General features: G+C 60.0%; 22 protein-coding genes. 12 read left to right on the forward strand and 10 right to left on the reverse strand.

Features of this window, described 5'->3' with window-relative positions:
- Positions 1 to 7: 7 nt before the first annotated feature.
- Both AAFN47_RS10325 and apaG read right to left on the reverse strand, forming a co-directional pair.
- Positions 8 to 1465, reverse strand: coding sequence for a TrkH family potassium uptake protein (locus tag AAFN47_RS10325; protein WP_499809139.1), 1458 nt, complete (start codon positions 1463 to 1465; stop codon positions 8 to 10).
- Positions 1462 to 1854: a Co2+/Mg2+ efflux facilitator ApaG/CorD gene (gene apaG / locus AAFN47_RS10330; protein ID WP_499809140.1), complete on the reverse strand. Its 393-nt coding sequence runs from the start codon at positions 1852 to 1854 to the stop codon at positions 1462 to 1464. Before apaG ends, AAFN47_RS10325 begins: the two co-directional genes overlap by 4 nt.
- A 190-nt stretch (positions 1855 to 2044) precedes the next feature.
- Between apaG and AAFN47_RS10335 the strand changes: the two genes are divergently transcribed.
- The gene (locus AAFN47_RS10335) at positions 2045 to 2656 is read left to right on the forward strand and encodes a CDP-alcohol phosphatidyltransferase family protein (RefSeq protein ID WP_499809141.1); all 612 of its coding nucleotides are present in this window, start codon (positions 2045 to 2047) and stop codon (positions 2654 to 2656) included.
- 42 nt (positions 2657 to 2698) lie between these two features.
- Here the strand turns inward: AAFN47_RS10335 and AAFN47_RS10340 are convergent, their stop codons facing one another.
- A complete protein-coding gene (locus AAFN47_RS10340; protein ID WP_499809142.1) occupies positions 2699 to 3370 on the reverse strand; it encodes a response regulator transcription factor in 672 nt (223 codons plus the stop codon).
- A 268-nt stretch (positions 3371 to 3638) separates the two neighbouring features.
- Positions 3639 to 4052 (reverse strand): hypothetical protein, encoded by a 414-nt coding sequence (locus AAFN47_RS10345; RefSeq protein ID WP_499809143.1) that lies wholly within the window; start codon positions 4050 to 4052, stop codon positions 3639 to 3641.
- A gap of 181 nt (positions 4053 to 4233) precedes the next feature.
- Between AAFN47_RS10345 and AAFN47_RS10350 the strand changes: the two genes are divergently transcribed.
- The 4 genes from AAFN47_RS10350 (at position 4234) to AAFN47_RS10365 (ending at position 8123) form a co-directional block, all read left to right on the forward strand.
- Positions 4234 to 4578: a DUF952 domain-containing protein gene (locus tag AAFN47_RS10350; RefSeq protein ID WP_499809144.1), complete on the forward strand. Its 345-nt coding sequence runs from the start codon at positions 4234 to 4236 to the stop codon at positions 4576 to 4578.
- Positions 4578 to 5678: a quinone-dependent dihydroorotate dehydrogenase gene (locus AAFN47_RS10355; RefSeq protein WP_499809145.1), complete on the forward strand. Its 1101-nt coding sequence runs from the start codon at positions 4578 to 4580 to the stop codon at positions 5676 to 5678. The genes AAFN47_RS10350 and AAFN47_RS10355 overlap by 1 nt, the downstream gene beginning before the upstream one ends.
- 109 nt (positions 5679 to 5787) lie before the next feature.
- The gene (bcoG, locus tag AAFN47_RS10360) at positions 5788 to 6699 is read left to right on the forward strand and encodes a 3-dehydrocarnitine:acetyl-CoA trimethylamine transferase BcoG (protein WP_499809146.1); all 912 of its coding nucleotides are present in this window, start codon (positions 5788 to 5790) and stop codon (positions 6697 to 6699) included.
- A complete protein-coding gene (locus AAFN47_RS10365) occupies positions 6696 to 8123 on the forward strand; it encodes a carnitine 3-dehydrogenase (protein ID WP_499809147.1) in 1428 nt (475 codons plus the stop codon). Before bcoG ends, AAFN47_RS10365 begins: the two co-directional genes overlap by 4 nt.
- Positions 8124 to 8126: 3 nt before the next feature.
- Here the strand turns inward: AAFN47_RS10365 and mgrA are convergent, their stop codons facing one another.
- Positions 8127 to 9155 (reverse strand): L-glyceraldehyde 3-phosphate reductase, encoded by a 1029-nt coding sequence (gene mgrA, locus AAFN47_RS10370; protein WP_499809148.1) that lies wholly within the window; start codon positions 9153 to 9155, stop codon positions 8127 to 8129.
- Between the two features lie 13 nt (positions 9156 to 9168).
- Here mgrA and AAFN47_RS10375 point away from each other — a divergent pair, with 13 nt between their 5' ends.
- Together AAFN47_RS10375 and AAFN47_RS10380 are read left to right on the forward strand one after the other, a co-directional pair.
- Positions 9169 to 9510: a hypothetical protein gene (locus AAFN47_RS10375; RefSeq protein WP_499809149.1), complete on the forward strand. Its 342-nt coding sequence runs from the start codon at positions 9169 to 9171 to the stop codon at positions 9508 to 9510.
- 6 nt (positions 9511 to 9516) lie between these two features.
- Positions 9517 to 10413: a cation diffusion facilitator family transporter gene (locus AAFN47_RS10380; RefSeq protein WP_499809150.1), complete on the forward strand. Its 897-nt coding sequence runs from the start codon at positions 9517 to 9519 to the stop codon at positions 10411 to 10413.
- On the opposite strand, the gene AAFN47_RS10385 is transcribed toward AAFN47_RS10380, so the two are convergent.
- Positions 10406 to 11800: an MATE family efflux transporter gene (locus AAFN47_RS10385; RefSeq protein ID WP_499809151.1), complete on the reverse strand. Its 1395-nt coding sequence runs from the start codon at positions 11798 to 11800 to the stop codon at positions 10406 to 10408. The two genes, AAFN47_RS10380 and AAFN47_RS10385, sit on opposite strands and share 8 nt — an antisense overlap.
- Positions 11801 to 11815: 15 nt before the next feature.
- A complete protein-coding gene (locus AAFN47_RS10390) occupies positions 11816 to 12085 on the reverse strand; it encodes a DUF6460 domain-containing protein (RefSeq protein ID WP_499809152.1) in 270 nt (89 codons plus the stop codon).
- A gap of 166 nt (positions 12086 to 12251) precedes the next feature.
- Between AAFN47_RS10390 and AAFN47_RS10395 the strand changes: the two genes are divergently transcribed.
- Together AAFN47_RS10395 and pdeM are read left to right on the forward strand one after the other, a co-directional pair.
- Positions 12252 to 14795, forward strand: coding sequence for a ligase-associated DNA damage response DEXH box helicase (locus tag AAFN47_RS10395; protein WP_499809153.1), 2544 nt, complete (start codon positions 12252 to 12254; stop codon positions 14793 to 14795).
- An 18-nt stretch (positions 14796 to 14813) separates the two neighbouring features.
- Entirely contained in the window at positions 14814 to 15545 is a 732-nt protein-coding gene (gene pdeM, locus AAFN47_RS10400; RefSeq protein ID WP_499809154.1) for a ligase-associated DNA damage response endonuclease PdeM, read from the forward strand.
- 4 nt (positions 15546 to 15549) lie between these two features.
- Here pdeM and AAFN47_RS10405 read toward each other — a convergent pair whose 3' ends face one another.
- The 3 genes from AAFN47_RS10405 to AAFN47_RS10415 all read right to left on the reverse strand — a co-directional run bounded on the left by AAFN47_RS10405 (position 15550) and on the right by AAFN47_RS10415 (position 21083).
- A complete protein-coding gene (locus AAFN47_RS10405) occupies positions 15550 to 16338 on the reverse strand; it encodes a TIGR02186 family protein (protein WP_499809155.1) in 789 nt (262 codons plus the stop codon).
- A complete protein-coding gene (locus tag AAFN47_RS10410; RefSeq protein ID WP_499809156.1) occupies positions 16335 to 17264 on the reverse strand; it encodes a sulfite exporter TauE/SafE family protein in 930 nt (309 codons plus the stop codon). The genes AAFN47_RS10405 and AAFN47_RS10410 overlap by 4 nt, the downstream gene beginning before the upstream one ends.
- Positions 17265 to 17435: 171 nt before the next feature.
- The gene (locus AAFN47_RS10415; RefSeq protein WP_499809157.1) at positions 17436 to 21083 is read right to left on the reverse strand and encodes a peptidoglycan-binding protein; all 3648 of its coding nucleotides are present in this window, start codon (positions 21081 to 21083) and stop codon (positions 17436 to 17438) included.
- Between the two features lie 262 nt (positions 21084 to 21345).
- Here AAFN47_RS10415 and AAFN47_RS10420 point away from each other — a divergent pair, with 262 nt between their 5' ends.
- The 3 genes from AAFN47_RS10420 (at position 21346) to AAFN47_RS10430 (ending at position 25611) form a co-directional block, all read left to right on the forward strand.
- Positions 21346 to 23139 carry an acyl-CoA dehydrogenase C-terminal domain-containing protein gene (locus AAFN47_RS10420; RefSeq protein ID WP_499809158.1) on the forward strand — a complete coding sequence of 598 codons (1794 nt, stop codon included), beginning with the start codon at positions 21346 to 21348 and terminating at the stop codon, positions 23137 to 23139.
- 79 nt (positions 23140 to 23218) lie between these two features.
- Positions 23219 to 24391, forward strand: coding sequence for an acyl-CoA dehydrogenase family protein (locus AAFN47_RS10425; protein WP_499809159.1), 1173 nt, complete (start codon positions 23219 to 23221; stop codon positions 24389 to 24391).
- An 11-nt stretch (positions 24392 to 24402) separates the two neighbouring features.
- The gene (locus AAFN47_RS10430) at positions 24403 to 25611 is read left to right on the forward strand and encodes an acetyl-CoA C-acetyltransferase (RefSeq protein WP_499809160.1); all 1209 of its coding nucleotides are present in this window, start codon (positions 24403 to 24405) and stop codon (positions 25609 to 25611) included.
- Position 25612: the final 1 nt, after the last annotated feature.

Here is a 25612-nt window from a genome sequence, read left to right on the forward strand (position 1 = left end):
TTGACAATCAATTTCTCCAGAAGCGCGGCAGGAACAACACCAGGATCGTAAACAGTTCCAGCCGACCGAGCAGCATGCCCGCCGACAATATCCATTTCGCCGTGTCGTTCAGCGGAGCGTAGTTGCCCGCCGGTCCGATGATCCTGCCTAATCCGGGTCCCACATTGGAAATGGCCGATCCGGCGCCCGACAGTGCTGTGGTCGTGTCGAGCCCCGTCATCAACAAGGCGGCGGCGATCACCCCGAAGCTGATGATATAGAGGAACAGGAAGCTCATCACCGATGCAATGACAGCCATCTCGATTGGGCGGCCGTTGAATTTGGGTCGGAAGATGCCATGCGGATACATGACCTGGTTTATGTGCTGGCGAACCGCCTCGAAGACCACTTGGAACCTGAAGATCTTGATGCCGCAGGAGGTCGAACCGGCGCATCCGCCGATAAACATGATGACGAAGAAGAACGACGTCGCATGTGGGCCCCAGATGCCGTAATCCGTCGTGGCGTAGCCCGTTCCCGTCAGGATGGACACCACGTTGAACGCCGCATAACGCAAGCCCTCCAGGCCAACGTGGAATTGCCCGTAATGCGCCATAAGCCAGGCGATGATCGTCGCAGTCAGCACGGTGCCGAGAAACACATGGACCTGGGAATCGATAAGGATCGGCCTCAGCCGTCCCTGTAGCGTCTGTACATAGAGCACGAAAGGGATCGAGCCGAGGATCATGAAGACGATTGTGATCCAGTCTATGGCTGCGCTGTGATAGTGGCCGATCGATAGGTCCTTGGTGGAGAAGCCGCCGGTGGCGACGGTCGTCATGGAGTGTATCACGGCGTCGCCGATTGGCATTCCGGCCGCCGCGAACAATGCGCAGCAGATGACGGTAAAGGCGATGAAGACAAGGGTGATCGAGCTCGAGATCTGTGCTGCCTTCGGCAGGATCTTGCCCGCCGTGTCGAAGGCTTCAGCTTTGAACAGCTGCAGACCGCCGATTTGAAGCATCGGCAGGACGGCGATCGCCATGACAATGATGCCAAGACCGCCAAGCCATTGCAAAAGACCGCGCCAGAACAAGATTCCCGGCGGCGCCGCGTCGAGATCGACGATGACCGTCGCCCCCGTTGTCGTCAAACCAGACATCGATTCGAAAAAGGCGTCGGTGTAGCCGTCGACAATGCCGGACCACATAAAGGGCAGGGCGCCAAAGGCGACCAGGGCCAGCCACGATACGACGGTCATTAGCAGGGCCTGTCGCGTGGACAGGCCTTTCGGCGTACCCCGCGCAGCCATGAAAAGGCTGAACCCCACGAGCGAGGTCAGCATTGATGAAGCCAGAAATACCCCCCAGTCGGGATTGCCCGCCGCCAGGTCGACGATTGCTGGCAGGATCATGGCGACGCCAAGCGTGGTCACAAGAATGCCGGTGACCAGGATAATAGGCCGTAAATCCAGACCGCGCTTCAATTGATTGTTCTCGCCGTGCCCGGAATGTCCAGCGAGAACGCTGGTATAGCCACGGTGAGTTCCTGACCGTCGGCGCGCGCCATAAGATAGTTTCCAACCATTGTGCCGGACGGGGTATCCAGTGGGCATCCGGATGAATATTCGTAGCTGTCGCCAGGATCGAGTACCGGCTGTTCCCCGATTACGCCCGGACCTGAAACTTCTTCGACATAGCCGTTCTGATCAATGATCTTCCAGTATCGCTCGCGCAACTGGACGCGGTGGCGCGAATGGTTGGTAATGTTGATGCGATAACCCCATACATACCGGCTGTCATCCGGACGCGACTGCTCTTCCAGGTAAAATGGCTCCACGGTGACTTCTATATCGTGTGTTTGCGCTCGATACATTGTCCTGTCGCCGGAGTGGAAAAACCGACGCTTTCCGGTTCCAATCTATAAGCATGAACAGTCAGACTGGTAAACTCTTTTGCGATTTCGGCTTTTGTGAACGCATCGCGTACACACAGGATTGTGAGAAATCGCGCTTTCCGACCGGGCAGGAATTGAACTACAGCGAATGGGAACGAAAGAGAGGCTAATGCTCGACGGCGAAGTCAGAAAATTGATCGATCCGGCGCTCGATCGCATCGGCGCGCGTCTGGCCGCCGCCGGCGTCAGCGCGAATTCCGTCACGGTCGCCGGTGGCGCTATCGGGCTCTTGGCGGCCGGCGCCATCGCATTCGAGTTTTACCTGGTCGGCCTCGCGCTACTGCTTACAAGCCGGCTTTGCGACGGGCTCGACGGGGCCATCGCCAGGGCGACAAAGCCGTCTGATTATGGCGGATATCTCGACATAGTGCTCGATTTCGTCGTCTACGGCGCTATCCCGCTCGCCTTCATTGTCGCCAATCCCGCCGCCAATGCGGTCGCCGGCGGCGTGCTGATCTTCTCCTTCTACATCAATGGATCGACGTTTCTCGCTTTCGCAATCCTCGCCGAACGCCACGACATGATCAGCAACAGACGCGGCGACAAGTCGCTCTATTTCACCACTGGGCTCGCGGAAGGAACGGAAACGATCGCCGTGCTTTCAGCTTTCTGCCTGTTTCCAGGTGTATTTCCGATTCTGGCTTATATCTTTGCGGCCGTGTGTTTCTACACAGCAATGTCACGGATTGTGCTCGCGGGACGTCAGTTCGGAAGGCGATAAAACAAAAGGCGTAGCGGCTATAACAACGGGCAAGTCCGGGTGTTACGTTTGCGAGACGACGACGCCGCTTTCCCTGTCCAGCCCCTCCGTCCCGATCCTGGAATACTGAATGACCGCCTGTGTGCGGCTGTCGACTGCAAGCTTCTGCAACACCGCCGAGACATGCGCCTTGATCGTGGCCTCCGATACCCCGAGCTCGTATGCGATCTGCTTGTTGAGCAAACCCTCCGCCAGCATCCCAAGCACCCGACTTTGTTGCGGCGTCAACGTTCGCAGTCTTGCAATAAGATCAGCCATTTCAGGATCGCTTTCAACGCCGGGGTCGAAGCCGCCGGGCGTCCAGATATTGCCGTCGAGAACCGACAGGACGCCGTTGCGGATCTCTTCAAGGCTTGCGGATTTGGAGATAAAGCCGGATGCCCCCAGATCGAGAGCGCGGCGGATCGTCGCCGGATCGTCGGTGGCCGATACGATGACGACCGGCAGGCTCACATATTCCGCGCGAAGGGAAATCAGACCTGACAGGCCGCTTACACCCGGCATCGTCAGGTCGAGCAGCAGGATATCCGCCTCGGGATATTCGTCCGCAGCTTTGCGGACCGCGTCAAAATCGCCGGCCTCAACGATTTCCAGATCATCGCCCATGTTCGACAGGGCCTGCCTGAGGGCGCCCCGGAACAACGGGTGATCATCTGCAATGATGAATGTCTTCATGAATTACCAAGCCCCTCCCAGAAGCTTACCGAGCGGCTTTCCTCCCCATACCGAACGAACTCGGTTTTCAAGGAAACGATAGAGCGATCCCTCCCGGACACCCGGGCCCCCTTGTGCACAAGCCGCAACCAATTCCCAATATTCACATCAACTGTCCCGCGCAGCCGACGATGTATGTCGTACGCATGAACGCCATGATACCGCTACCGGCGTGAGTTCGATAGTCTAACATGGCTTGTATTCTGTGGGCGCGCGGTTCCCGCGGCGATTATTCGCGCTCTCCGGCGTTCGGAGCGGGATCGGTCCGGTCCGTTTCAAGGTCATCGACCAGATCGTTGAAACGGCGGAACATATTTTCAACGAAGCCCATAGTCCGGTCCAGATCCTCCTCGCTCGGAAATCCGCCGTGGCCCCCGGACTCCGATGCTGCGAGCTCTGTCTGAAGCTCGTCGACCCTTTCCTGCAGCAACTCGATCTGCTCTTCCAAAGCCTTGCGTTCGTCGGCTGCCATCCGACAGACGGCCTGATCATTGACGACGCGGCAGATCGAAATCTCACCCGTTTTCGTGTCGAAGCGCACATATCCATCGTCGTTGGACTCGAACACGAAACGCCCCTCCTGACTGTAGGCTGATCCGAGGATGGATAATGACATGAATGCGGCTAGGCCAATGCGGACCATGATGCGCTCCCGTTGCAACAAGGATTGGATGATAACACCGGATTACCGCCAAACTGTGATAATGCGCAAAATGCCGGGAAAACTGGCCCTGCGCCCACCGTCGGTGCATCGACTTCCTTTCAAGACCGGCGCAAAGGCGATAGACCGTGTTTGAAAAAGCAGAACGGACCACGACACATCCATGCGCGAGACCATTTACAAGATCGTTCCCCGGGAGCTTTGGCGCGCAGCCGAAGAACAAGGCGTTTTCGAAGGCGCGCCTGTCGATTTCACAGACGGATACATCCATTTCTCGACCGCCGGCCAACTTGCAGAAACCGCGGCGAAACACTTCGCCGGACAGGACGATCTGCTGCTTGTCGCGGTCGACGCCGAACCTCTAGGCGGTGATCTCAAATATGAACCGTCGCGCGGCGGCGCTCTTTTTCCGCATCTCTATGCAACCTTGCAAACAGGGGCTGTTCTATGGGTCAAGCCGCTGCCGCTTGGACCTGACGGCCGGCACAGTCTGCCGGATCTCGCCTGATGGATCACCTCTACCAGGCGATTGGCCGCAAATTGCTGTTCACGCTTGATCCGGAAACCGCGCACGGCCTGTCCGTGCGCGCATTGCAGCGTGGCTTGGTCCCGCGGCCAAAGGCGCGTCGCGCCGCCAGCCTCGTTGTGCGCACAGCCGGGTTGGTGTTCGCCAATCCGGTGGGAATGGCGGCGGGCTTCGACAAGAATGCAGTGGTTCCCGATGCGATCCTCGATCTCGGATTCGGTTTCACGGAAGTCGGCACGGTGACGCCGCTTGCGCAGGACGGAAACCCGAAACCCCGGATCTTCCGTATTGCTAGTGACGAAGCGATCATCAATCGCATGGGCTTCAACAACAAGGGGCATGATGCGGCGCTGGCCCGCCTCAAAGGTCGCGTCCGAAGGCGGGACGGCCCGGTGGGCGTGAACGTCGGCGCCAACAAGGACAGCGCCGACCGCATCGCCGACTATCGGCTCGGCGTCGAGACCTTCTACGATGTCGCCGACTATTTCACTGTCAACATCTCCTCGCCGAACACGCCGGGCTTGCGCGACCTTCAATCGCGCCAAAACCTCGCCCTGCTGCTGCGATCGGTCAGTGAGGCGCGCGCGGCGCGCCTGGACGCAGGTGCAGACTACCGGCCGATTTTCCTGAAGATCGCTCCGGATCTTGTCGAAAGTGATCTGGATGACATCGCCGCCGAAACGACGACGAGTTCTATCGACGGCGTGATTGTGTCAAACTCGACGCTGTCGAGAAAGGGCGTTTCCGATGGGTCTCAAGCGTCGGAAGGCGGAGGGCTGTCCGGTCCGCCGCTGTTCGAACGCTCCACGATCGTGCTTGCAAAGATGCGCCAGCGGCTCGGACAAAGCTTTACTCTGATTGGAGTAGGCGGCGTCGATTCCGCCGATACCGCCGCCACGAAGATCCGCGCCGGCGCAAATCTGGTGCAGCTTTACACCGGTTTCGTCTATCAGGGTCCCTTGTTGGCGCAGAGGATAACAAACGGTCTTGAGCAGATAGTAAAACAGACCGGGCGCGCTTCGATCCATGATCTGGTGGGCGACGATACACAAGATTGGGCCTCGCGGCCAATTCCGGATTGAGTTTTGAGACGAAGCAAACTGGTTGAAATCTGGAAAAGGATGTCTCTTTCAGCACGGCGCTCGACGGAATTTCGATATTCAGTGCCGCTTTGACCACGGGAGGTGATCGATGCCGCTAGAGATGAACAGGGACGTTTTCATTACCTGCGCCGTCACCGGTTCGGGCGGAACACAGGACCGGTCGCCGCATGTGCCGCGTTCGCCGCGGGAAATCGCTGCGAGCGCAATCGATGCGGCGAAAGCCGGAGCCGCCATCGTGCACTGTCACGTGCGCGATCCGCAATCCGGCGCGCCGTCGCGCGATCCGGCGCTCTATCGCGAGGTCACCGAACGCATTCGTGACGCAGAGGTCGACGTGGTGTTGAACCTGACCGCCGGCATGGGCGGTGATATCGTCTTCGGATCTGCGGATGCGCCGATTCCATTGAACGAGGCTGCGACGGACATGATCGGGGCTGCCGAGCGCGTCGCTCACATCGCTCAATGTCTACCGGAAATCTGCACGCTCGATTGCGGCACGATGAATTTCGCCGAAGCTGATTATGTAATGACCAACACGCCGGGCATGCTCAGGTCCATGGGCAAGGCGATGACGGAACTCGGCGTCAAGCCCGAAATCGAAGCCTTCGACACCGGACACCTGTGGTTTGCGAAGGAACTTGTGCGTGAGGGAACGCTCGCCGGTCCAGCCCTCGTTCAGCTGTGCATGGGTGTTCCATGGGGCGCGCCGAACGATCTGAACACTTTCATGGCGATGGTCAACAACGTGCCGGACGAATGGTTCTGGTCGGCGTTTTCGCTTGGTCGCGATCAGATGGCCTATGTCGCGGCGGCGGTGCTCGCCGGCGGCAATGTCCGGGTCGGCCTGGAAGACAATCTCTATCTGGACAAGGGAGTCCTGGCCACCAATGCGCAACTCGTTGAACGCGCAGCCAGCATCATCGAACGCATGGGAGCGCGCGTCATCGGCCCGTCCGCCGTGCGCGACATGCTGGCTCTGACAAAACGGGCGCCGTCATGAAGCGGACAGCTGCGATCATCGGCGGCGGCGTGATCGGCGGAGGCTGGCTTGCCCGCTTCCTTCTCAACGGCTGGGACGTAAAGCTGTACGATCCGGATCCGGAAGCTGGCCGCAAGATTGAGGCCGTGCTCTCCAATGCGCGCCATGCGTTGCCGATGCTCTATGAATCGCGCCTGCCGGCCGAAGGACGACTGGATATCTGCGGCACGCTTGCCGAGGCTGTCGCCGGTGCGGACTGGGTGCAGGAGAGCGCGCCGGAACGGCTCGACCTCAAGCATCGAATTCTGAGCGATATCATCACTGATGCTTCGACTGAGGCGATCATCGGATCGTCCACCTCCGGCTTCACGCCAAGCGATCTCCAATCCGGGGTCGATCGGCCGGAGCGGATCATCGTCGCCCATCCGTTCAATCCGGTTTATCTGCTGCCTCTCGTCGAAATGGTCGGCTCGAAGAACAACGCAGCCGATGTGATCGAACAGGCTTCCGCGATCCTTGCCTCGCTCGGCATGTTTCCCTTGCAGGTGCGCGGCGAAATCGACGCCCACATCGCAGATAGACTGCTGGAGGCCGTATGGCGCGAGGCGCTTTGGTTGGTGCGCGATGGCGTCGCCACGACGCAGGAAATCGATGACGCGATCCGCTATGGCTTTGGCCTGCGATGGGCGCAGATGGGTCTTTTCGAAACCTATCGCATCGCCGGAGGCGAAGCTGGCATAAAGCATTTTATCGAGCAGTTCGGCCCGGCCCTGAAATGGCCCTGGACCAAACTGACCGACGTCCCGGATTTGACCGATGACCTGGTTACGACCATCGCCAGTCAGTCTGACGCACAGTCCGGGCGCATGACGATCAATGAACTGGAGCAGCTGCGCGACAACAATCTCGTCGCCATGATGCGCGCGCTCAAGGGGCAGAACAGTGCTGCGGGACGGATCCTCAACCGGCACCAGAAACAGATCGCGGCGCCGACCGCCTTCACGCCCGGAAAACCGATCGAAACCGTATCACGGGTGATCCCGATCGATTGGACCGACTATAATGGCCACATGAATGAAAGCCGTTATGGCCAGGTGTTTTCCGACGCCGCAGACACGGTCATGGTCATGATCGGCGCAGATGAAACCTATGTTACAGGGGGTCGAAGTTTCTTCACCGTGGAGACGAAGACTGCGTTTCTCAACGAATCCTTGGCTGGAGACCCGATCCGGGTCGAGACGGTCGTTTTGGAAACCGCCGGCAAGAAACTGCGTCTTCGCCACCGCATGCTCGACGCCAAGGGCGGCGCTCTCGCGTCCTGCGACCAGTTGCTGATTCACGTCAGTCTGAAAACGCGGCGTTCCTCGCTTCCAGCGCCGCATGTGGAAGCGCGGATGCGGGAATTGGCGGCCGGCCACACCGATCTGGCGCGGCAGGCTGAATGAAGGTTAACTGTCGGAAGACAGCGCCCACAGATTGATGTCTTCCTCGCGGGCGTAGTCGTCGATCAGCTTCAGTTCGTCCTTGGTGAACTCAAGATTGGACACGGCGCCGACGCAATCGGTCACCTGTTCGGGTCTGGACGCGCCGATCAGGGCCGAGGTAATGCCTTCGTTACGCAGCACCCAGGCGATCGCCATCTGCGCGAGGGACTGGCCGCGCGCCTGCGCAATCTCGTTCAACTTGTTGAGGTGGGCGATCGCCTGTTCATTGATCATTGTAGGCCGCAGCGACTTGCCCTGGGTGGCGCGCGAGCCTTCCGGAATACCTTTGAGGTATTTGCCGGTCAGCATGCCCTGTGCTAGCGGCGTAAACGCGATCGATCCGACGCCAAGTTCGGCAAGCGTTTCCTTCAGTCCGTCGCGCTCGACCCATCGGTTGAGCATGTTGTAGCTCGGCTGATGGATCAGCAGCGGCGTGCCCATCTCGCCCAGAATGCGGACAGCCTCGCGCGTCCGGTCGGAATTGTAGGAGGATAGGCCGACATAAAGCGCCTTGCCTTGACGAACGAGACTGTCGAGCGCGCCCATCGTTTCTTCCAGCGGAGTTTCAGGGTCGAAACGGTGAGAGTAGAAAATGTCGACATAGTCCACCCCCATGCGCCTCAACGAATCTTCGCAGGAGGAGATGAGATATTTGCGGCTTCCCCATTCTCCGTAGGGGCCGGGCCACATGCCGTAGCCGGCTTTCGAGGAAATGACGATCTCGTTTCTATATCCCCGCAAATCCGTCTTGAGAATTTCGCCGAAAGCTTCTTCTGCGCTTCCCGGCGGCGGCCCGTAATTGTTGGCGAGATCAAAATGGGTAATGCCGCATTCGAAGGCTTCGCGGCAGATCGCCCGCTTGGTCTCGTGATTGGCGTCCTCGCCGAAATTGTGCCAGAGGCCGAGCGATATAGCCGGGAGCTTGAGACCGGAGTGGCCACAGCGGCGATAAACCATCGCGTCGTAGCGCGAGGGTGAAGGGGTATAGTTCATCGAAATCTCCTGATTGCTTCCGGTCGCGTTTTTTCCACCAGATGGAGATATTGGCGTTGAACACGAAAGTAAACCGTCGGTAGAGGCGGAGCGCTCGCTACACCTCCTGGAATCTTCCTCCCTTGATGCAACGGACGGGATTGCCCCGCTCCAGTTCCTTGTGACGCTGGTTGCGGCTGGCGCCAGCCTGCTGGCTGCGGTGCAATGCCCGCAGGGCTATTCCGGCGGTCAGTCGCTCGATCGCAACCTGTCGGTTGCGCTGCTGCAACAGGTGTGTTTTGCATTCTGCGCCCTTTTCGCGTATTGCGCGGCGCTAGAACGCCGACGCCAACTGTCCGCTCGTAACAGTCCGTAAGCACCGATGTCGAACCCGCGCCTCGTCTCAAGACTTGCCGCCGCCTCCATAGCGGTCTCCATAGCGGTAATGGGCATCAAGTTCGTCGCCTGGGATTTGAGCGGATCGGTCGCGCTTTATTCGGACGCCCTTGAATCGATCGTCAATGTGATCGCAGCGCTTATCGCCTGGTTCGCGATCCGCATGAGCCAGAAGCCGGCCGACGACACGCATCAGTTCGGACACCACAAGGCGGAGTATTTCTCGGCGGTTTTCGAGGGCGTGCTCATCGTGCTGGCGGCGCTGCTGATTTTCCGCGAAGCCTGGATGGCGCTGGGTCGCGAGCACGCACTCGCCGATCCGGGACCGGGCATGATGGTCAACGCCGTTGCCGCGTCCATCAACGCGGTATGGGCCTTTATTCTGATCAAGTTTGGCCGACAGGAAAAATCACCGGCTCTGACCGCCGATGGACGCCACATCTACGCCGACGTCATCACCTCCGTCGGCGTGCTCTTCGGTCTTCTGGTCACAATTGCGACCGGCTGGATCATTCTGGACGCCCTCATGGCGTTCATCGTGGGCGCAAATGTTCTGTGGGAAGGCTGGCGCGTGATCTCGTCATCGGTGAACGGGTTGATGGATGTCTCTGTCGATTGGAAAGAGTCGGCGCTGATCGAAGAGATAATCCTCGCCAATGCGACAGGCGCGATGGAAGCGCATGACATCCGCACCCGAATGGCGGGACCGGTCACGTTCATTGAGTTTCACCTGGTCGTCGACGGATCGATGTCGGTCTCGCGGTCGCACCAGATCTGCGATCATATCGAGGCGGAGTTGCGCAAGGCGATTCCAAACGCCCGAACGATCATTCATGTCGAGCCCGACCACAAGCTAAAGGACGAGGGCATCGCCATCAGCTAGAGTGGGTTGAGGCCGTTATATCAGTAGACTGGAACGTCGCGTTTGCCCGCGTTCTGACCAGCAGGTAGAGGCTGATCCCGCGAATGCCGAGAAAGATCAGCAGCGATATCCACAGGCCGTGATTGCCAAAGAGCGGCGTCAGTGTCCACAGGCAGGCGACATAGATGATAATCGACAAAAGCATCATGTTGCGCATGTCGCGCGACCAGGTGGCGCCGATAAACACCCCGTCCATGGTGAAGGCGAGGACGCCGGCAAGAGCCGTGAAGGACGCCCAGACGAGATAATCCTCAGTCGCTGCGCGCACGTCTTGCGCCGTCGTCATCAACTCCACGACATTGGTTCCGAAAAGCAGGAAAAACGCCGTTGTGAGGGCTGCGAGCCCAAAGCCCCAAAACGTCGAGAGCGACACCGCGCGGTCGAAGGCCGGCCTGTAATTGGCGCCGACCGCACGACCGGCAAGCTGCTCCGCCGCCGTGGCGAAGCCGTCGAGATAATAGCCGGCGACCATGAAAAAATTCATCAGCACCGCATTGGCGGCAAGTGTGACGGCGCCGAACTGGGCGCCCTGGCGCACGAACAGGGCGAAGGCGATCAACAGCGCAAGCGAGCGGATCATGATGTCTCGGTTCAACGCCATCAGCTTCAACACTGACGGCAGGTCGGCGATCATCCGCCAGGACGGCGCCTTGGCGCGATCGAACCGCAGCCAGACATAGGTGAAACCGGCGACAAGTCCGACGAATTCTCCAACAACGGTAGCCCATGCGACGCCCGCAATGCCCCATCCGAGAATGAGGCCAAGCCAGATAGACAGGGAAATGTTGACGCCGTTGATCAGCATCTGGAGCAGGAGGCCTGTGATGGCCTCGCCGCGTCCAAGGACGAAGCCAAGGACCGAATAATTGGCAAGACCGACCGGGGCCGACAGGATGCGAATCGTGAAATAGGTTTGCGCGGCTTCCGCCACGCCGGGGCCAGGCGCCATCAGCCACATACCGACAAGCAGGATCATTGGCGACAGGATTAGCAAAGCGAAACCGCAGATCAGTCCGGTCAGCATCGAACGCCAGAAGACCGCCTGTTCCTCGCGCGCGTCATCACGGCCGAACGCCTGGGCGACGAGTCCGGTTGTCGAGGCGCGCAGGAAGTTGAAGGTGGTGTAGACGACGTCGAAGACGATGGCGCCGATCGCCAGACCGCCGATCAGTTCCGCCTGCCCGAGCTGGCCGATGACAGCCATATCGACGATGCCCAGAAGCGGCGTCGTCAAATAGGCCAGCGTCATCGGAACTGCGATGGCGAGAACCATGCGATGGGTCACCGAAAACGGCCTGACGACCTGTCCCGCCGCGGATCGGGCGTCGTCCGCAAGCGCTTCTGTCATCACGCCGGCCTCTGGCTAACTGTTGCGGTAACTCAGAATGCGCAGGATCAGGAACACAGGGATGACGACCACAGCTCCGAGAATGAGATAGTCGCCAAAGCGGCCAAGGGCGTCGAAGCCGAGATTCCACAGATTGACGAGGAAATCACGGATCGCATGAAGAATATCGATCGGATACCAGTTGAAGGCGCTCATCACCGCGCCGACGATCAGGGAAATCACCAGGAGCTTTACGACCGTCCGACTGGGCGAATCCCCCAGAAAGCGGTTCAATCTGCTCGACATGTGACGATACTCCGTGTTCCTGCAACGCCCAGACAGTAGTGATCCGCTGCGACGCTTTCAACTCGTCTCTCCCGATATCGAGCATGGACCGTACAATCAACCGGATAATGGCGCGGTTCGTCTATTACTGTTTTATCGCAGCAAATTCTGCACTAGGTTTTCTTCCGTGACACGCGATTCCATCTGCGCCGAACCGGTCTCTTCCGAAATTCTGCCCGCCGTCTTCACAGACTGGTTCCGGGTCAGAAAGTGGCGGCCGCGCGCCCACCAGCTCGATTTGCTCGATCTCGCAGAACGGGGGCAATCGGCCTTGCTTATTGCGCCTACCGGCGCCGGAAAGACGCTTGCCGGCTTCCTGCCGGCGCTGACGGATCTGACCCGCCGGGGCCGGGCGCGCCGACAGCCCGGTTCAGCGGCGGACCGCGGAATTCACACACTCTACATTTCGCCCCTGAAGGCGCTCGCCGTGGACATCGAGCGCAATCTTGCGACGCCGATCCGTGAAATGGACTTGCCGATAAAAGTCGAGACCCGAACCGGCGACACGCCGCAGTCCAAACGTCAGCGCCAGAAACTCAATCCGCCGGACATCCTTCTGACGACACCCGAACAGCTTGCGTTGCTGATCGCCAATGGCGACGCCAAACGGTTCTTCAAAGGGCTGCGATACATCGTGCTCGACGAGCTGCACTCGCTGGTGATTTCCAAGCGCGGACACCTTTTATCTCTGGGCATTGCGCGGTTGAGGGCGATGTGTCCGCAACTGCAGACGATCGGCCTGTCGGCGACGGTCGCCGACCCGCAAGCCCTGCAGGCCTGGCTGATGCCGCAGGAGCAAGACAAAGCTTCCCAGCTTTCCGAACGGATCGTTGTGGAAGGCGGCGCCAAGCCGGAAATCGTAATTCTCGACAGCCGCGACCGGGTGCCCTGGTCTGGCCATTCGGCCCGCTACGCCATGCCGGAGGTCTACGAGGCGATTTGCCGACACGCCACCACGCTGTTGTTCGTCAATACGCGCAGCCAGGCCGAGTTGCTGTTCCAGGAACTCTGGCGCATCAACGAGGAAAACTTGCCGATCGCGCTGCATCACGGATCGCTCGATGCGAGCCAGAGGCGGCGCGTCGAAGCGGCGATGGCCGAGAACAGGCTGCGCGCCGTGGTCGCAACCTCGACGCTCGATCTCGGCATCGACTGGGGCGACGTCGATCTCGTTGTCCATGTCGGCGCTCCCAAAGGCGCCAGCAGGCTCGCCCAGCGCATCGGCCGATCGAACCACCGCATGGACGAGCCGAGCCGCGCCCTTCTGGTGCCGGCGAACCGCTTCGAAGTGATGGAGTGCCAGGCCGCGCTCGACGCCAACTATCTCGGCGCCCAGGACACACCACCGATTGGCGAGGGAACGCTGGACGTGCTTGCCCAACATGTGCTCGGCATGGCCTGCGCCGCCCCTTTCGACGCAGACGATCTCTACCGGGAAATCGTCTCCGCTTACCCATACTCCGCGCTCCTGCGTTCCCAATTCGATCGTGTGGTCGATTTTGTAGCGACCGGCGGATACGCGCTAAAGACCTATGAGCGCTATGCCCGAATTCGCAAGCGCGCCGACGGGCTGTGGCGCGTGAGCAATCCGCAGATCGCGCAGCAATACCGTCTCAACATCGGGACAATCATCGAGGCGGCGGAGCTGACGGTAAGGCTTACGCGCCAGCGCGGCCGCGGCGCCAATGTGCGCGGCGGGCCGGTGCTCGGCAAGATCGAGGAATACTTCGTCGAGATGCTCGCGCCTGGCGACACTTTTCTGTTTGCCGGCAAGGTCCTGCGCTTCGAGGGAATCCGCGAGAACGAATGCATCGTTTCGAAGGGCGGCGAAGGCAATCCGAAAATACCCGCCTACGCCGGCGGCAAGTTTCCGCTTTCAACCTATCTCGCCGAACAGGTTCGCGGCATGCTCGCAAGCCCTGAACGATGGAACGAACTGCCGCCGCAGGTGCGCGACTGGCTGAAAATCCAGAAGGAGAAATCCGTTATCCCGTCACGGCAACAGCTTCTGATCGAAACGTTTCCGCATGAAAACCGCTTCTACATGGTCACCTACCCGTTCGAGGGGCGTCTGGCTCACCAGACGCTGGGTATGCTTCTGACGAGGCGCCTGGAACGCGCGCGCGCGCGCCCGCTCGGTTTTGTCGCGACCGACTATTCGATGGCGATCTGGGGCCTACGCGACATGGGGCAGATGTTCGAGAGCGGCGAGCTCTCGATGGAGAACCTGTTCGACGAAGACATGCTCGGAGACGATCTTGAAGCCTGGCTCGCCGAATCCTGGATGCTCAAGCGAACCTTCCGCAACTGCGCGGTCATTGCCGGGTTGATTGAGCGTCGGCACCCGGGAAAGGAAAAGACCGGCCGCCAGGTCACGGTGTCGGCGGATCTGATCTACGATGTGCTACGCAGTCATGAACCTGACCATATTCTGCTGCAGGCGACACGGGCGGACGCTGCAGCCGGCCTGCTCGATATCCGCCGGCTCGCCGATATGCTGTTGCGCATCAAGGGCCGAATCATGTTGAAAAGGCTTCAGCAGATTTCGCCGCTCGCAGTTCCGGTGATGCTGGAAATAGGCCGCGAGCCCGTGGTCGGAGAAGCTCATGACGACATACTTGCGCAGGCTGCGGATGAAATCATCGCGGAAGCCATGGGCGGCGCTGAATGATGGAGGCGGCTCCGGAGCATGAACCGGGTTACAATGGCGGTCGAAGCAAACCTGAGCGAGACCGTCCGCATGACGCAGATCGTGATATCGGGAACAACGGCCATTTGCGATCCGCAGGGCGCATTGTGGCTGCCTGACAGCGGCGTGCTCGTCGTCTCCGATTTGCATCTGGAAAAATCGGCGGCGTTTGCGCGACGGGGCATGCTTCTTCCGCCCTACGACACGGCGCTAACCTTGAAACTGCTTACCTCGGTCATCGACCGTTACCGACCTGGCTGCGTGATCAGCCTGGGCGACAGTTTCCATGACAAAGAAGGGGCGGCCAACCTCAACGATGGCGATGCAGAACAGCTCAAAGACATGATGAAGGGGCGCGACTGGTACTGGATTGCAGGCAATCACGATCCGGACCGACCTTCAGGGCTTCCGGGCGATTGCGCGGGAGAGCTCTATTGTGACGGTCTGGTTTTCCGTCACGAGCCGGCTGCGGATCGCGCCGATGCTGTGGGCGAGATCGCGGGGCATCTGCATCCGGCGGCGCGTGTTGTGCGGCAAGGCAAGGGCGTTCGGCGGGCCTGTTTCGCCGGCGACGGCGAGCGTCTTGTCATGCCGGCCTTCGGCGTCATGACCGGCGGTCTCAGTCTCAAGCATCCGGCTTTGCACCGGCTCTTCGATCAGCAACGCCTTACGGCGCATCTGCTCGGTCGTGACCGTGTCTATTCCGTGCCTTTTTCCAGACTGGTCGCCTGAGGTTTCAATCCTTTCGGAAGAGAACGCTGCCCAGCCATCCGGTAATCATGGCGAGAAGCACGGCGAACAGGCCGTAGATCAAGCTATGTTGGTGCGCATATTCGAAAATGAACTGCTCGATGCCGGTCTTGACGACGCTGAGCGGCAGATCACGCTCCATGACGAATTTGCCGCCTTGAAACAGGAAGGCCCTCAGCTTGTGCTCGCCGACAGGCACGTTGGCCGGGAGCCGCAGCGTGGCTCGAAACAGGCTTGAGCTGACATATTCAACGCCGATTGGATCGCGTTGGTAAAGGCCATTGGCGGTGCGAAGCCGCAACAGGGCGTTTCTGAATTCCGGGGTGGCGCTGCCGTCTCCGATCGCGCCGGTGGGCGTGAGATGGATATTCTGAACGCCTATGCCGAGATCGCTCAACTCGATGGAGTCGGCGATCAATTCGACAGGCAGAGTGCTGGACAGCGAATAGGACACGGGCGCTGGCTCGAAACGCATCGAACTACGATTGATCCAGATGCCAAAGACGCGCGCCTTCTTGCGGACGACGGATTCCAGCGACGGTCCTTCCAGCGTTACGACGACATCGTAGAAATCCGCGCGCAGCAATTCCGGATCCGCGCCGTCGATCGCGCCGAACACAGTCAGATCCTCTCCGGCGAAATCCGATGTGATGGGAATAACATTGGTTGAGATGCCGATATCGAGACGCGGCGTCCGCGACTGGGCGGACGCCGGCGAAGCCAGTAAGCCCGCGGCTATCAGCGCCGCGACGACAATGGTAAACAACGCCCTCACTGGAAACCAACCATGGTCGCCGCCACGGAGTAGAGTTCCTGTGGAGTAGCAACCAGATCGTAGCCCAGCCGAACGCCGGTGCCGAGCACCAGAAGCGCCAGGCCAGCGCGCAATTGTTCGCCGCGCAGCTTGCGGCCTGCTCTTACGCCGTATTGCGCGCCGATAACGCCTGCGATCATCAAAAGCCCGGCTAGAAAAACGTCGACTGACTGATTGGTCGTCGCCTGTATAACGGTGGTGAAGGCGGTCACGAAAATGATCTGAAACAGGGATGTGCCGATAACCACATTGGTCGGAATACGCAGAAGATAGATCATGGCCGGAACCATGATGAATCCGCCGCCGACGCCCATGACCGATGTCAGAATGCCGATCGCAAATCCGAGCGCGACGACCGGTATCGCGCTGAGGTAAATTTTCGATTTCTTGAACCGCATTTTCAGGGGCAGGCGATGAACCCAATTGTGCTGGCCGGGTCTTCGCAGCGAAACGGGCTGGTTGGCCCGCGCCCTCAGAAGCGATCTGATGCTCTCCCACAGCATCAATCCGCCGATTGCGCTGAGAAATGTCACATACATCAACGAGATAATGAGATCGAGCTGACCGATGGTTCGCAGGAAACTGAAGATGAAGACGCCTACTGCGGCGCCTGCAATACCCCCGACAAGCAGGACAAGACCCAGCTTGATGTCGAGCGTGCCGCGGCGGAAATGCGACAGCGCGCCGGAGAAGGAAGACGCGACAACCTGGTTTGCGCCTGTCGCCACGGCGACGGCCGGAGGAATGTTGTAGAAAATCAGCAGCGGCGTGATCAGAAAGCCGCCGCCTACGCCGAAAATGCCCGAAAGAAACCCGACCGCAGCGCCCATTCCCAAAATGACGAAGGCATTTACGGAAATCTCCGCTATGGGAAGATAGATTGTCATAAGCGGACGGCTACGGTTTCACGGAATGGACAGGCGCGGCGAGACGCAGCCCTGTCATGCTCCTTTACCAATCGTGAGTCAATTCCGCACAACCGGCGCAGAAATCATAAGTTTTTGAAACCGGCGCCGGGTTCGCCCCGGAATGCGTTCCGTAGCCCGGCGACCCTGTTTCTATCCGTTGCGAGCGAGCAACTCCTTGACCAACTGCTCGGTGACTTCACCCGTCGGCTCCATGCCGATCGAACTCTGGAAATCCCTGATCGCCATGATCGTCCGGTCGCCCATAATGCCGTCGACGCCGCCGGTGTCAAAGCCGTTCTTCGTCAGGATCGCCTGGATATTCTGCACCGCTTTTTTCATATCAATGGAAGCAGTGGTGGTTTCGTCGCCCTTCCATTCGTCGGGAATGGCTGTTGAGTTTGTGGCCTCGTCCAGCGGCGCGGGCTCCCAGTCTTCGACGCGTTTGCGGGCTTCCTCAAGCTGTTCGGGACGCAATGCGTTCGCCACCTCGTCGCGCTTGCGCGCGGCGTCCTTGTCGCCGGACTGGGCGACAATGGCGAACCATTTGTAGGATTCGATCAGGTCCTGGGGAACGCCGTTTCCACGGGCGTGCAGAATGGCGAGGTTGTACTGGCTGTCTCTGACCCCGAATTCAGCGGCTTTCTTGAACCAGGGGGCCGAAGAATCGTAGTCGGATACGCCGTCGTGTTTCATGGCGAAAAGAACGGCGAGATTATGCATCGCGCTCGCATTGCCCTGCTCGGCCGCCATCTGGTACCAGGTCTGGGCTTTCTTCAGGTCACGTTCGACCCCGTTACCTTTTTCATAGAAATTGGCGAGCCTGTATTGAGCCGGAGCAAATCCGAGATCTGCAGAGAGTTGATACCACTTGGCTGCTTCAGCATGATCGACGTCAACGCCGCGTCCATCGGTATAGCGCGCGCCGATCTCGAAAAGGGCGAGGCTGTCGCCATCGGCGGCGGCCTTGCGCAGAGCCAGGGGGCCAACCTCTTCCGGCGGCGTCTCGATCGCCGGCGCGGCCGCTTGCGTGGTGGCGGTGACCGTCATCGCATCGACGCCGGCTGCAGCCTGGTCGTCGACGGCGCCTTCAGTCGGATAGGAATAGAAACCGCCGACGGGCTGTACGCTGTTGTCACGCGACATCTGCCATTCGCCGCTGTTTTGATCAACGGTAATACCGGATTGCGGCGTCATTTCGGGCGTTGTCGGGGATGTCGACGCTCCGGGTAAAGTTGTCGCGGAATCCGCCGCCATTTCTTCCGTCACCGGCTGGGCGCCGCTTAAATCCTGCGTTAGCCCTGCGCCTTGATCATCCTTTTCGGTTTTTTCGGTTTCGACGGTCACGGACTCCGACACTTGCGTCTCGGGTTCGACCGAGGCGGTCTCGATCGGAGACGGTCCTGCGAAGAAATCCATCAGAAGCGGATAACTTACCACCGCTAGCAAAATGGCGCCTGCAGCGAGGAAGAAGGGGCGCTTGCTGCGTTTGCCGGCGCCTTTCGCCGCGCGCTGCTTGCGTTTGTCGGAAACGTCCTCCGCCGGAACAGCCGCGTCTCCAGCAAGCATGGTGTCGCTTGCTGCGGCTCGGGCAGCCCGGCGCGCTGCGGCGATGAAATCGGCTTTGCCGGGTTTGTCTTCGCCCGCATCGCTGTCGGGATGCGCATGCCGCCCCTGTATCTGGCCATGTTTCTGGGCCTCACGCACCTTCGCCATGATGCTTTCGATGTCGGGGGCGCCTGAACCAGGCTCCAGCGGGGTGTCGTCTTCATCCCCGTCCATATGATCAGCCGGGTCGATGGAGGGTGTGGCGTATGAACCTTCATCGTAGCGATCATTCGGCAAAACGATCACGTCGTGATTCGTCTCGACGTCACGCTGGCTGGATTCCTTGCGCAGCAATTCTGCATCCGACGTCAGCTCAGCCGATGCATCCACAGCATAGTCACTCGCATTCAGGGCAGCGTGGGCTGTTTCGACTGGATTGCCGTACTCCATGGCTTCAAGGCGATCGGCAATCTTGACGAGCGTGTCATGCACGGCGTCGAAGCTGCGCGTATTCTTTTCTTCGCTACGGCGGCTCAGTTCTTCCAGCGACCGCAGGTCCGACACGAGGTTCTCGACCATAGAGATATCCGACGCGGTGGCTCCGGACTCGCGCCAGGAATCGATCGCAGCCTCGGCGGCCCTGCGGGCAGCCTCGATCATCATGTTCTGATGATCGGCCTGACTTTCACTCAGACGCTCTTCGATCGCGGCAAGACGTGGCGCGAGATCGCCTGGATCCGCCGGAGCGTTGGCGGTTTCCGTAAGAAGGCGCGAAAAATCGGACACCTGTTCCTCAAGCGCCCTCAGCGCTTCGCCATCGCCGCCCTGAGGCGTCGTGACCTCGTCCAGTCGGGCCGCGATATTGGCGAGGCCCGTTTCGATGCGGGACAGGTCGACGGCTTGTCTTTCCTGCTCCTGATTTCCCATCAGACCAGCAAGGTCTTCCAGGCGGCCTTGGAGCATGTCCTGGGCGCCGGTTGCCGTGGTCAGATTGCTCGTCATCGTATCGATACGGCGCGACAGATCGTCCAGCTTGTCGGCCAGCGCGTCATTCACGCCGTTCAGATCGAGAGAGCCGACCTTGTGGGCGAGCATTTCGAGATGCTCGTAAAGGCGTTCGTCGACGGCCGGCGCCGGCTGGGCTTCAAGCATTCGGGACAGGTCGTCGAGCCGCTCCATCAAGGTCACAGTGTCTCGGTCGCCCGAGAGTTCATCGATCTTGCCCGACAGCGCGTCCAGCCGTCCGGTGACTTCATTGTAAGAATGGGTCTGGCTGATGGCGTCGAGTTGGTCGAGCAGCGTATCGAAGCGCCGCTCTAACCCCTCGACGAGGCGTCGGTCCGGCTCTCCGTCGCGGGTAGCGTTCGTTGCGACGATTGCGCGGCTGATTTCGTCAAGTCGGTCTTCTATACCCGCGAAACGCTGGTTCAATTCGGGATCGTTCGAGCCGGTCTGGCGGCAGATCGCATCGATCGCGCCCACGAGCATCTTGATCTTGTCTTCAAGCGCGTTCAGCGGCAGAGCCGATGGAAGCTGTCCGATCGACGACCTGATATCGTCGAGGCGGTGAGACAGCATCGACAACTCTTCCCTCAGCGCCGTCGCGTCCATGCCGGCGAGGCGGTTTTCAAAGCCGTCCCAGCGCTGCTCGAGGCGGCGCATGGAATCTTCTCCCGGCAGTTCACGCACCATGCTGCGCAATTCGTTCAGCTCGGCTAGCAGGCCTGCGGCGATATCCCGGTCCTGCGTGTGCGATCCAAGGCCGCGGCTGATGCTTTCGGAAAGATCCCTGCGCAAATCCTCGCGCAGGGCGACAAGAGCTTCGGCGATGTCCCTTGCGCCGGCGTCTGGTTCTACCGTGGCCGGTTGAATTCTGCGATCACGATCGAACGACCGCTGGCGGCTGTCTTGCGCCGTCCAGTAGTCGCGGGCGTTGACTGGCGCCTCCGGCTGCTGGAAGCGCTGCGGTTGAGAGAAATCTGTACTTCTCTCCGGCGAGCGTACCCGTTCCTGTTGGCGTTCGGGACGCGGCGTCTGCGACTGATATTGGGGCGAGCGGCGATTGCGCGCGTTCAGGCCCTCGATCCTCGCTTCGAGATCGGCAATTGTCCGACTGAGGGAATCGAGCGGATCCCGCTCCTGATAGTCGGTTCTGTTCCCGGAGGATCGTGACCTGTTCATGTGATTGCCCGCATTGTTCCCATCGCCGAGCATCCTGACGCCAGGCCGAATGAAATATTCGACTGTCGGCATGTTCCGCCCGGCGGAGACACGCCTGCAAGAAGCCGCGTCTGGCGCCGGACATTTGGCAAATCAGCGCCCGATGTCTGAGAACACCTTTTCCAAACATGGTAAACAACCCGTTAACCTGCCTCGATTTTGTTTGGTCGCCGGGCTTTTCGGAGGCAAAATGCATGAAAGCAATAGGTGACGAAAATTTTGACGTTTACGGAAACGTCAATTATTTGTATAGAGCGGCAACACGCAAACCAGCAGGACATATGCGAGTATCTCCATGCCAAGCTATCAAGCCCCCATCAAAGACACTCTTTTCATTCTCAAGGACGTGCTCGGCTACGAGCGCTACAATAATTTGCCCGGCTTCGCCGACGCTTCGCCAGACATTGTGGAAGCCATTCTGCAGGAAGGTTCGAAGCTCGCCGAAGAGGTGCTTCTGCCTCTGAACCAGGTTGGCGACCAGGAAGGCTGCGTTCGCCACGACGATGCTTCGGTGACGACGCCGAAGGGATTCAAGGAAGCCTACGACCAGTACCGCGAAGGTGGTTGGATGGGTCTTGCGGCCGATCCGGAATATGGCGGACAGGGATTGCCCATGCTGCTGCACTCCGCCGTCGGCGAGTATTTCTCCTCCGCCAACATGGCCCTGATGATGTATCCGGGCCTGACGCTGGGCGCCGTGGCGGCGATTGTCGAACATGGCGATGACGAGCAGAAAGCCAAGTGGCTGCCGCGCATGATCGAGGGCGTGTGGACCGGCACAATGAACCTGACGGAACCGCATTGCGGCACCGATCTCGGCCTGCTTCGCACCAAGGCGGTTCCCCAGGAAGATGGTTCCTACAAGATCTCCGGCCAGAAGATTTTCATTTCCGCCGGCGAACACGACATGTCTGAAAACATCGTCCATCTGGTGCTTGCCCGCATCGAGGGCGCGCCGGAAGGCGTCAAAGGCATCTCGCTGTTCATCGTGCCGAAATACAAGGTCGACAAGGACGACAATGTCGGCGAGGCCAACGGCGTGTCCTGCGGCTCCATCGAGGAGAAGATGGGCATCCATGGCAACGCTACCTGCGTTCTCAATTACGACGACGCCGAGGGCTATCTCATTGGCGGAGAGAACAAGGGCCTGAAGGCCATGTTCGTGATGATGAACGAAGCACGCCTGGGCGTTGCCATGCAGGGTCTCTGCCAGTCGGAAGTCGCCTACCAGAACGCAGCCGACTATGCGCGGGAGCGCATCCAGGGGCGCGCGCTTACCGGCGCCCAGGAACCGGACAAGAAAGCCGATCCGATCATCGTGCATCCGGATGTCCGCCGCACGCTGTTGACCATCCGCGCCTTCAACGAGGCAAGCCGTGCGCTGGTTCTGTGGACGGCCCTCCAGGCCGACATCCGCCGCCGCTCCGAAATCGAATCCGACCGGGAAGCGGCCGAAGACATGCTCGGCCTGATGACGCCAGTGCTCAAGGGCGTGCTGACGGATCGTGGCTTCGACAATGCAGTCGCCGCCCAGCAGATGTATGGCGGCCACGGCTATATCGAGGAATGGGGCATGAGCCAGTTCGTGCGCGACGCCCGCATCGCCATGATCTACGAAGGCGCAAACGGCATCCAGGCGCTCGACCTTGTCGGCCGCAAGCTGCCGGCCAACAACGGCCGCGCGATCATGGCCTATTTCAAGGAAGTCGGCGATTTCTGCGAGGAAAACCGCGAGGACGAGGCGCTTTCCTTCTTCACCAAGCATCTGAAGAAGGGACTGAACGAACTGCAGGCTTCGACCATGTGGTTGATGCAGAACGCTATGACCAATCCCAACAATGCGGGCGCCGCCTCTACCGACTACATGCATCTCTTCGGCGTCGTGGCGCTTGGCTACATGTGGGCGCAGATGGCGAAAATCGCTACACAAAAGCTGGACGAAGGCGCCGACGATAAGGAGTTCTACGAGGACAAGCTCCTGCTCGCCCGCTTCTATATGGAGCGGATCATGCCGGAAACGCTGATGCGCCGACAGCGTGTCGAGGCCGGATCCGAGACGATGATGTCGATGGAGGCCGCCAGTTTCTGACGGCGGTCTTGCAACGGAATATCCGATCGACACATAGTGGTTTAGAAGCCGCGTTGTAAGGCTTCATGGAGGAACCAGAATGAGTGAAGCGCCTGCCGGGGTTCTCGGCGTTCCCGCTCCCGAATGGATGGACGACGAACTGGTCATGCTTCAGGACATGGCCTCCCGCTTTCTCGAAAACGAAGTCGCGCCGAATTACGAGCGCTACGAGAAGCAGGAAATCGTCGACCGGGAAGCCTGGGAAAAGGCCGGCGCAACGGGACTGCTCTGCGCTTCCATGCCAGAGGAGTATGGCGGTTCCGGCGGCACCTATGCCTACGAGGCGGTGATCGCAGAGGCGCTCGGCCACGTCGGCGTCGACGGTTTCGGCATCGCTCTGCATAATGCAATCGTCGCGCCTTACATCCTCCATCACGGATCGGAAGAACAGAAGAAGAAGTGGCTTCCGAAGCTCGCGACCGGCGAAATGATCGGCGCCATCGCCATGACGGAGCCGGGCGCCGGGTCCGACCTGCAAGGCGTCAAGACATCCGCCCGCAAGGATGGCAACCACTATGTGATCAACGGATCGAAGACCTTCATCACCAACGGCCAGAACGCCAATCTGATTATTGTGGTCACCAAGACCGATCCTTCGGCCGGCGCCAAGGGCACGTCGCTGATGGTTGTGGAGACCGACGAGGTGGAAGGCTTCGAGCGCGGCCGCAACCTCGACAAGGTCGGGCTGAAGGCGAATGACACGTCGGAGCTGTTCTTCAACGACGTACGCATTCCGACCTCGAACCTGATCGGGGCGGAAGAAGGTCTGGGTTTCATTCAGCTCATGACGGAACTGCCGCAGGAACGCCTGCTGATCGCCAACCAGGGCATCGCCATGGCCGAGCGGGCGCTTGCGGTCACAATCGATTACGTGAAGCAACGCAAGGCTTTCGGCAAGTCGGTGATCGAGTTCCAGAACACACAGTTCAAGCTGGCCGAACTGAAATCGGAAGCGACGATGGCGCGCGTCTTCGTCAATCATTGCGTGGCCGAGCATCTGAAAGGCCAGCTCACGCCGACAACCGCCTCTATGGCGAAGTATCTGATCACCGACTTGCAGTGCAAGCTTATTGACGAATGCCTGCAGTTGCACGGCGGCTACGGATATATGAACGAATATCCTATCGCCCGGATGTACCGTGATGCCCGCATCCAGCGCATCTACGGCGGGACCAACGAAATCATGAAACTGCTGATCGCACGCAGTCTTTAAGGGAGACCGATATGGCCGAAGCCTATATTTACGATCATGTCCGCACGCCGCGCGGACGGGGAAAGAAGGACGGCAGCCTGCACGAGGTGCCTTCGGTGCGTCTCGGCGCGACCGTTCTGGAAGCCGTGCGCGACCGCAACGGCCTCGACACCAAGACAGTTGACGACGTGGTCTTCGGCTGCGTCGACGCGGTGATGGAAGCCGGCGGCGACATCGCCCGCGCATCCATCTTCGAGGCAGGCTACGAGACCGAAGCCCCGGGCATCCAGATCAACCGCTTCTGCGCATCCGGCCTTGACGCCATCAACCTGAGCGCCGGCAAGATTGCGCAGGGCGCCGACGACGTCGTCATCGCCGGCGGCGTAGAATCGATGTCGCGTGTTGGTATCGGCATGTCCGGCGGCGCCTGGTTCATGGATCCGTCCGTCAACATGCCGGCCTATTTCATGCCGCAGGGCGTGTCGGCCGACCTGATCGCCACCAAGTACGGTTTCTCGCGCGACGACGTCGACGCCTATGCGGTGGAAAGCCAGAAGCGCGCGGCGCATTCCTGGGAGAAGGGCTACTTCAAGAAATCGGTCGTGCCGGTCAACGACCAGAACGGTCTGACAATCCTCGACCATGACGAGCACATGCGTCCGGGAACGGATATGCAGAGCCTGGCTTCCCTCAACGCCTCCTTCGCCATCATCGGCGAGATGGGCGGCTTCAACGCCGTGGCCGTGCAGGCGCATCCGGAAGTCGAAGCCGTCAACCATGTGCACCACGCCGGCAACTCGTCCGGCATCGTCGACGGCGCAGCTGCTGTGCTGATGGGGTCGAAGAAGGGCGGCGAGGCCATGGGTCTGACGCCGCGCGCGAAGATCAGGGCCTTTACCAATATCGGTTCCGACCCGGCGCTGATGCTGACCGGCCCGGTAGACGTGACGAGGAAGCTGCTCGAGCGCAACAACATGACGATCGACGACATCGACCTGTTCGAGCTCAACGAGGCCTTCGCCTCGGTCGTCTTGCGCTACATGCAGGCCTTCGACATTCCGCATGACAAGATGAACGTCAATGGCGGCGCGATCGCCATGGGCCATCCGCTGGGCGCCACCGGCGCGATGATCCTCGGCACGGTGCTCGACGAACTGGAGCGTCGCGACCTCAACACCGCCCTCGTCACGCTGTGCATCGGCGCCGGCATGGGCACGGCCACCATCATCGAACGGGTCTGAG

It is taken from the genome of Hoeflea sp. CAU 1731, from assembly GCF_039888615.1.
GTDB lineage: Bacteria > Pseudomonadota > Alphaproteobacteria > Rhizobiales > Rhizobiaceae > Flavimaribacter.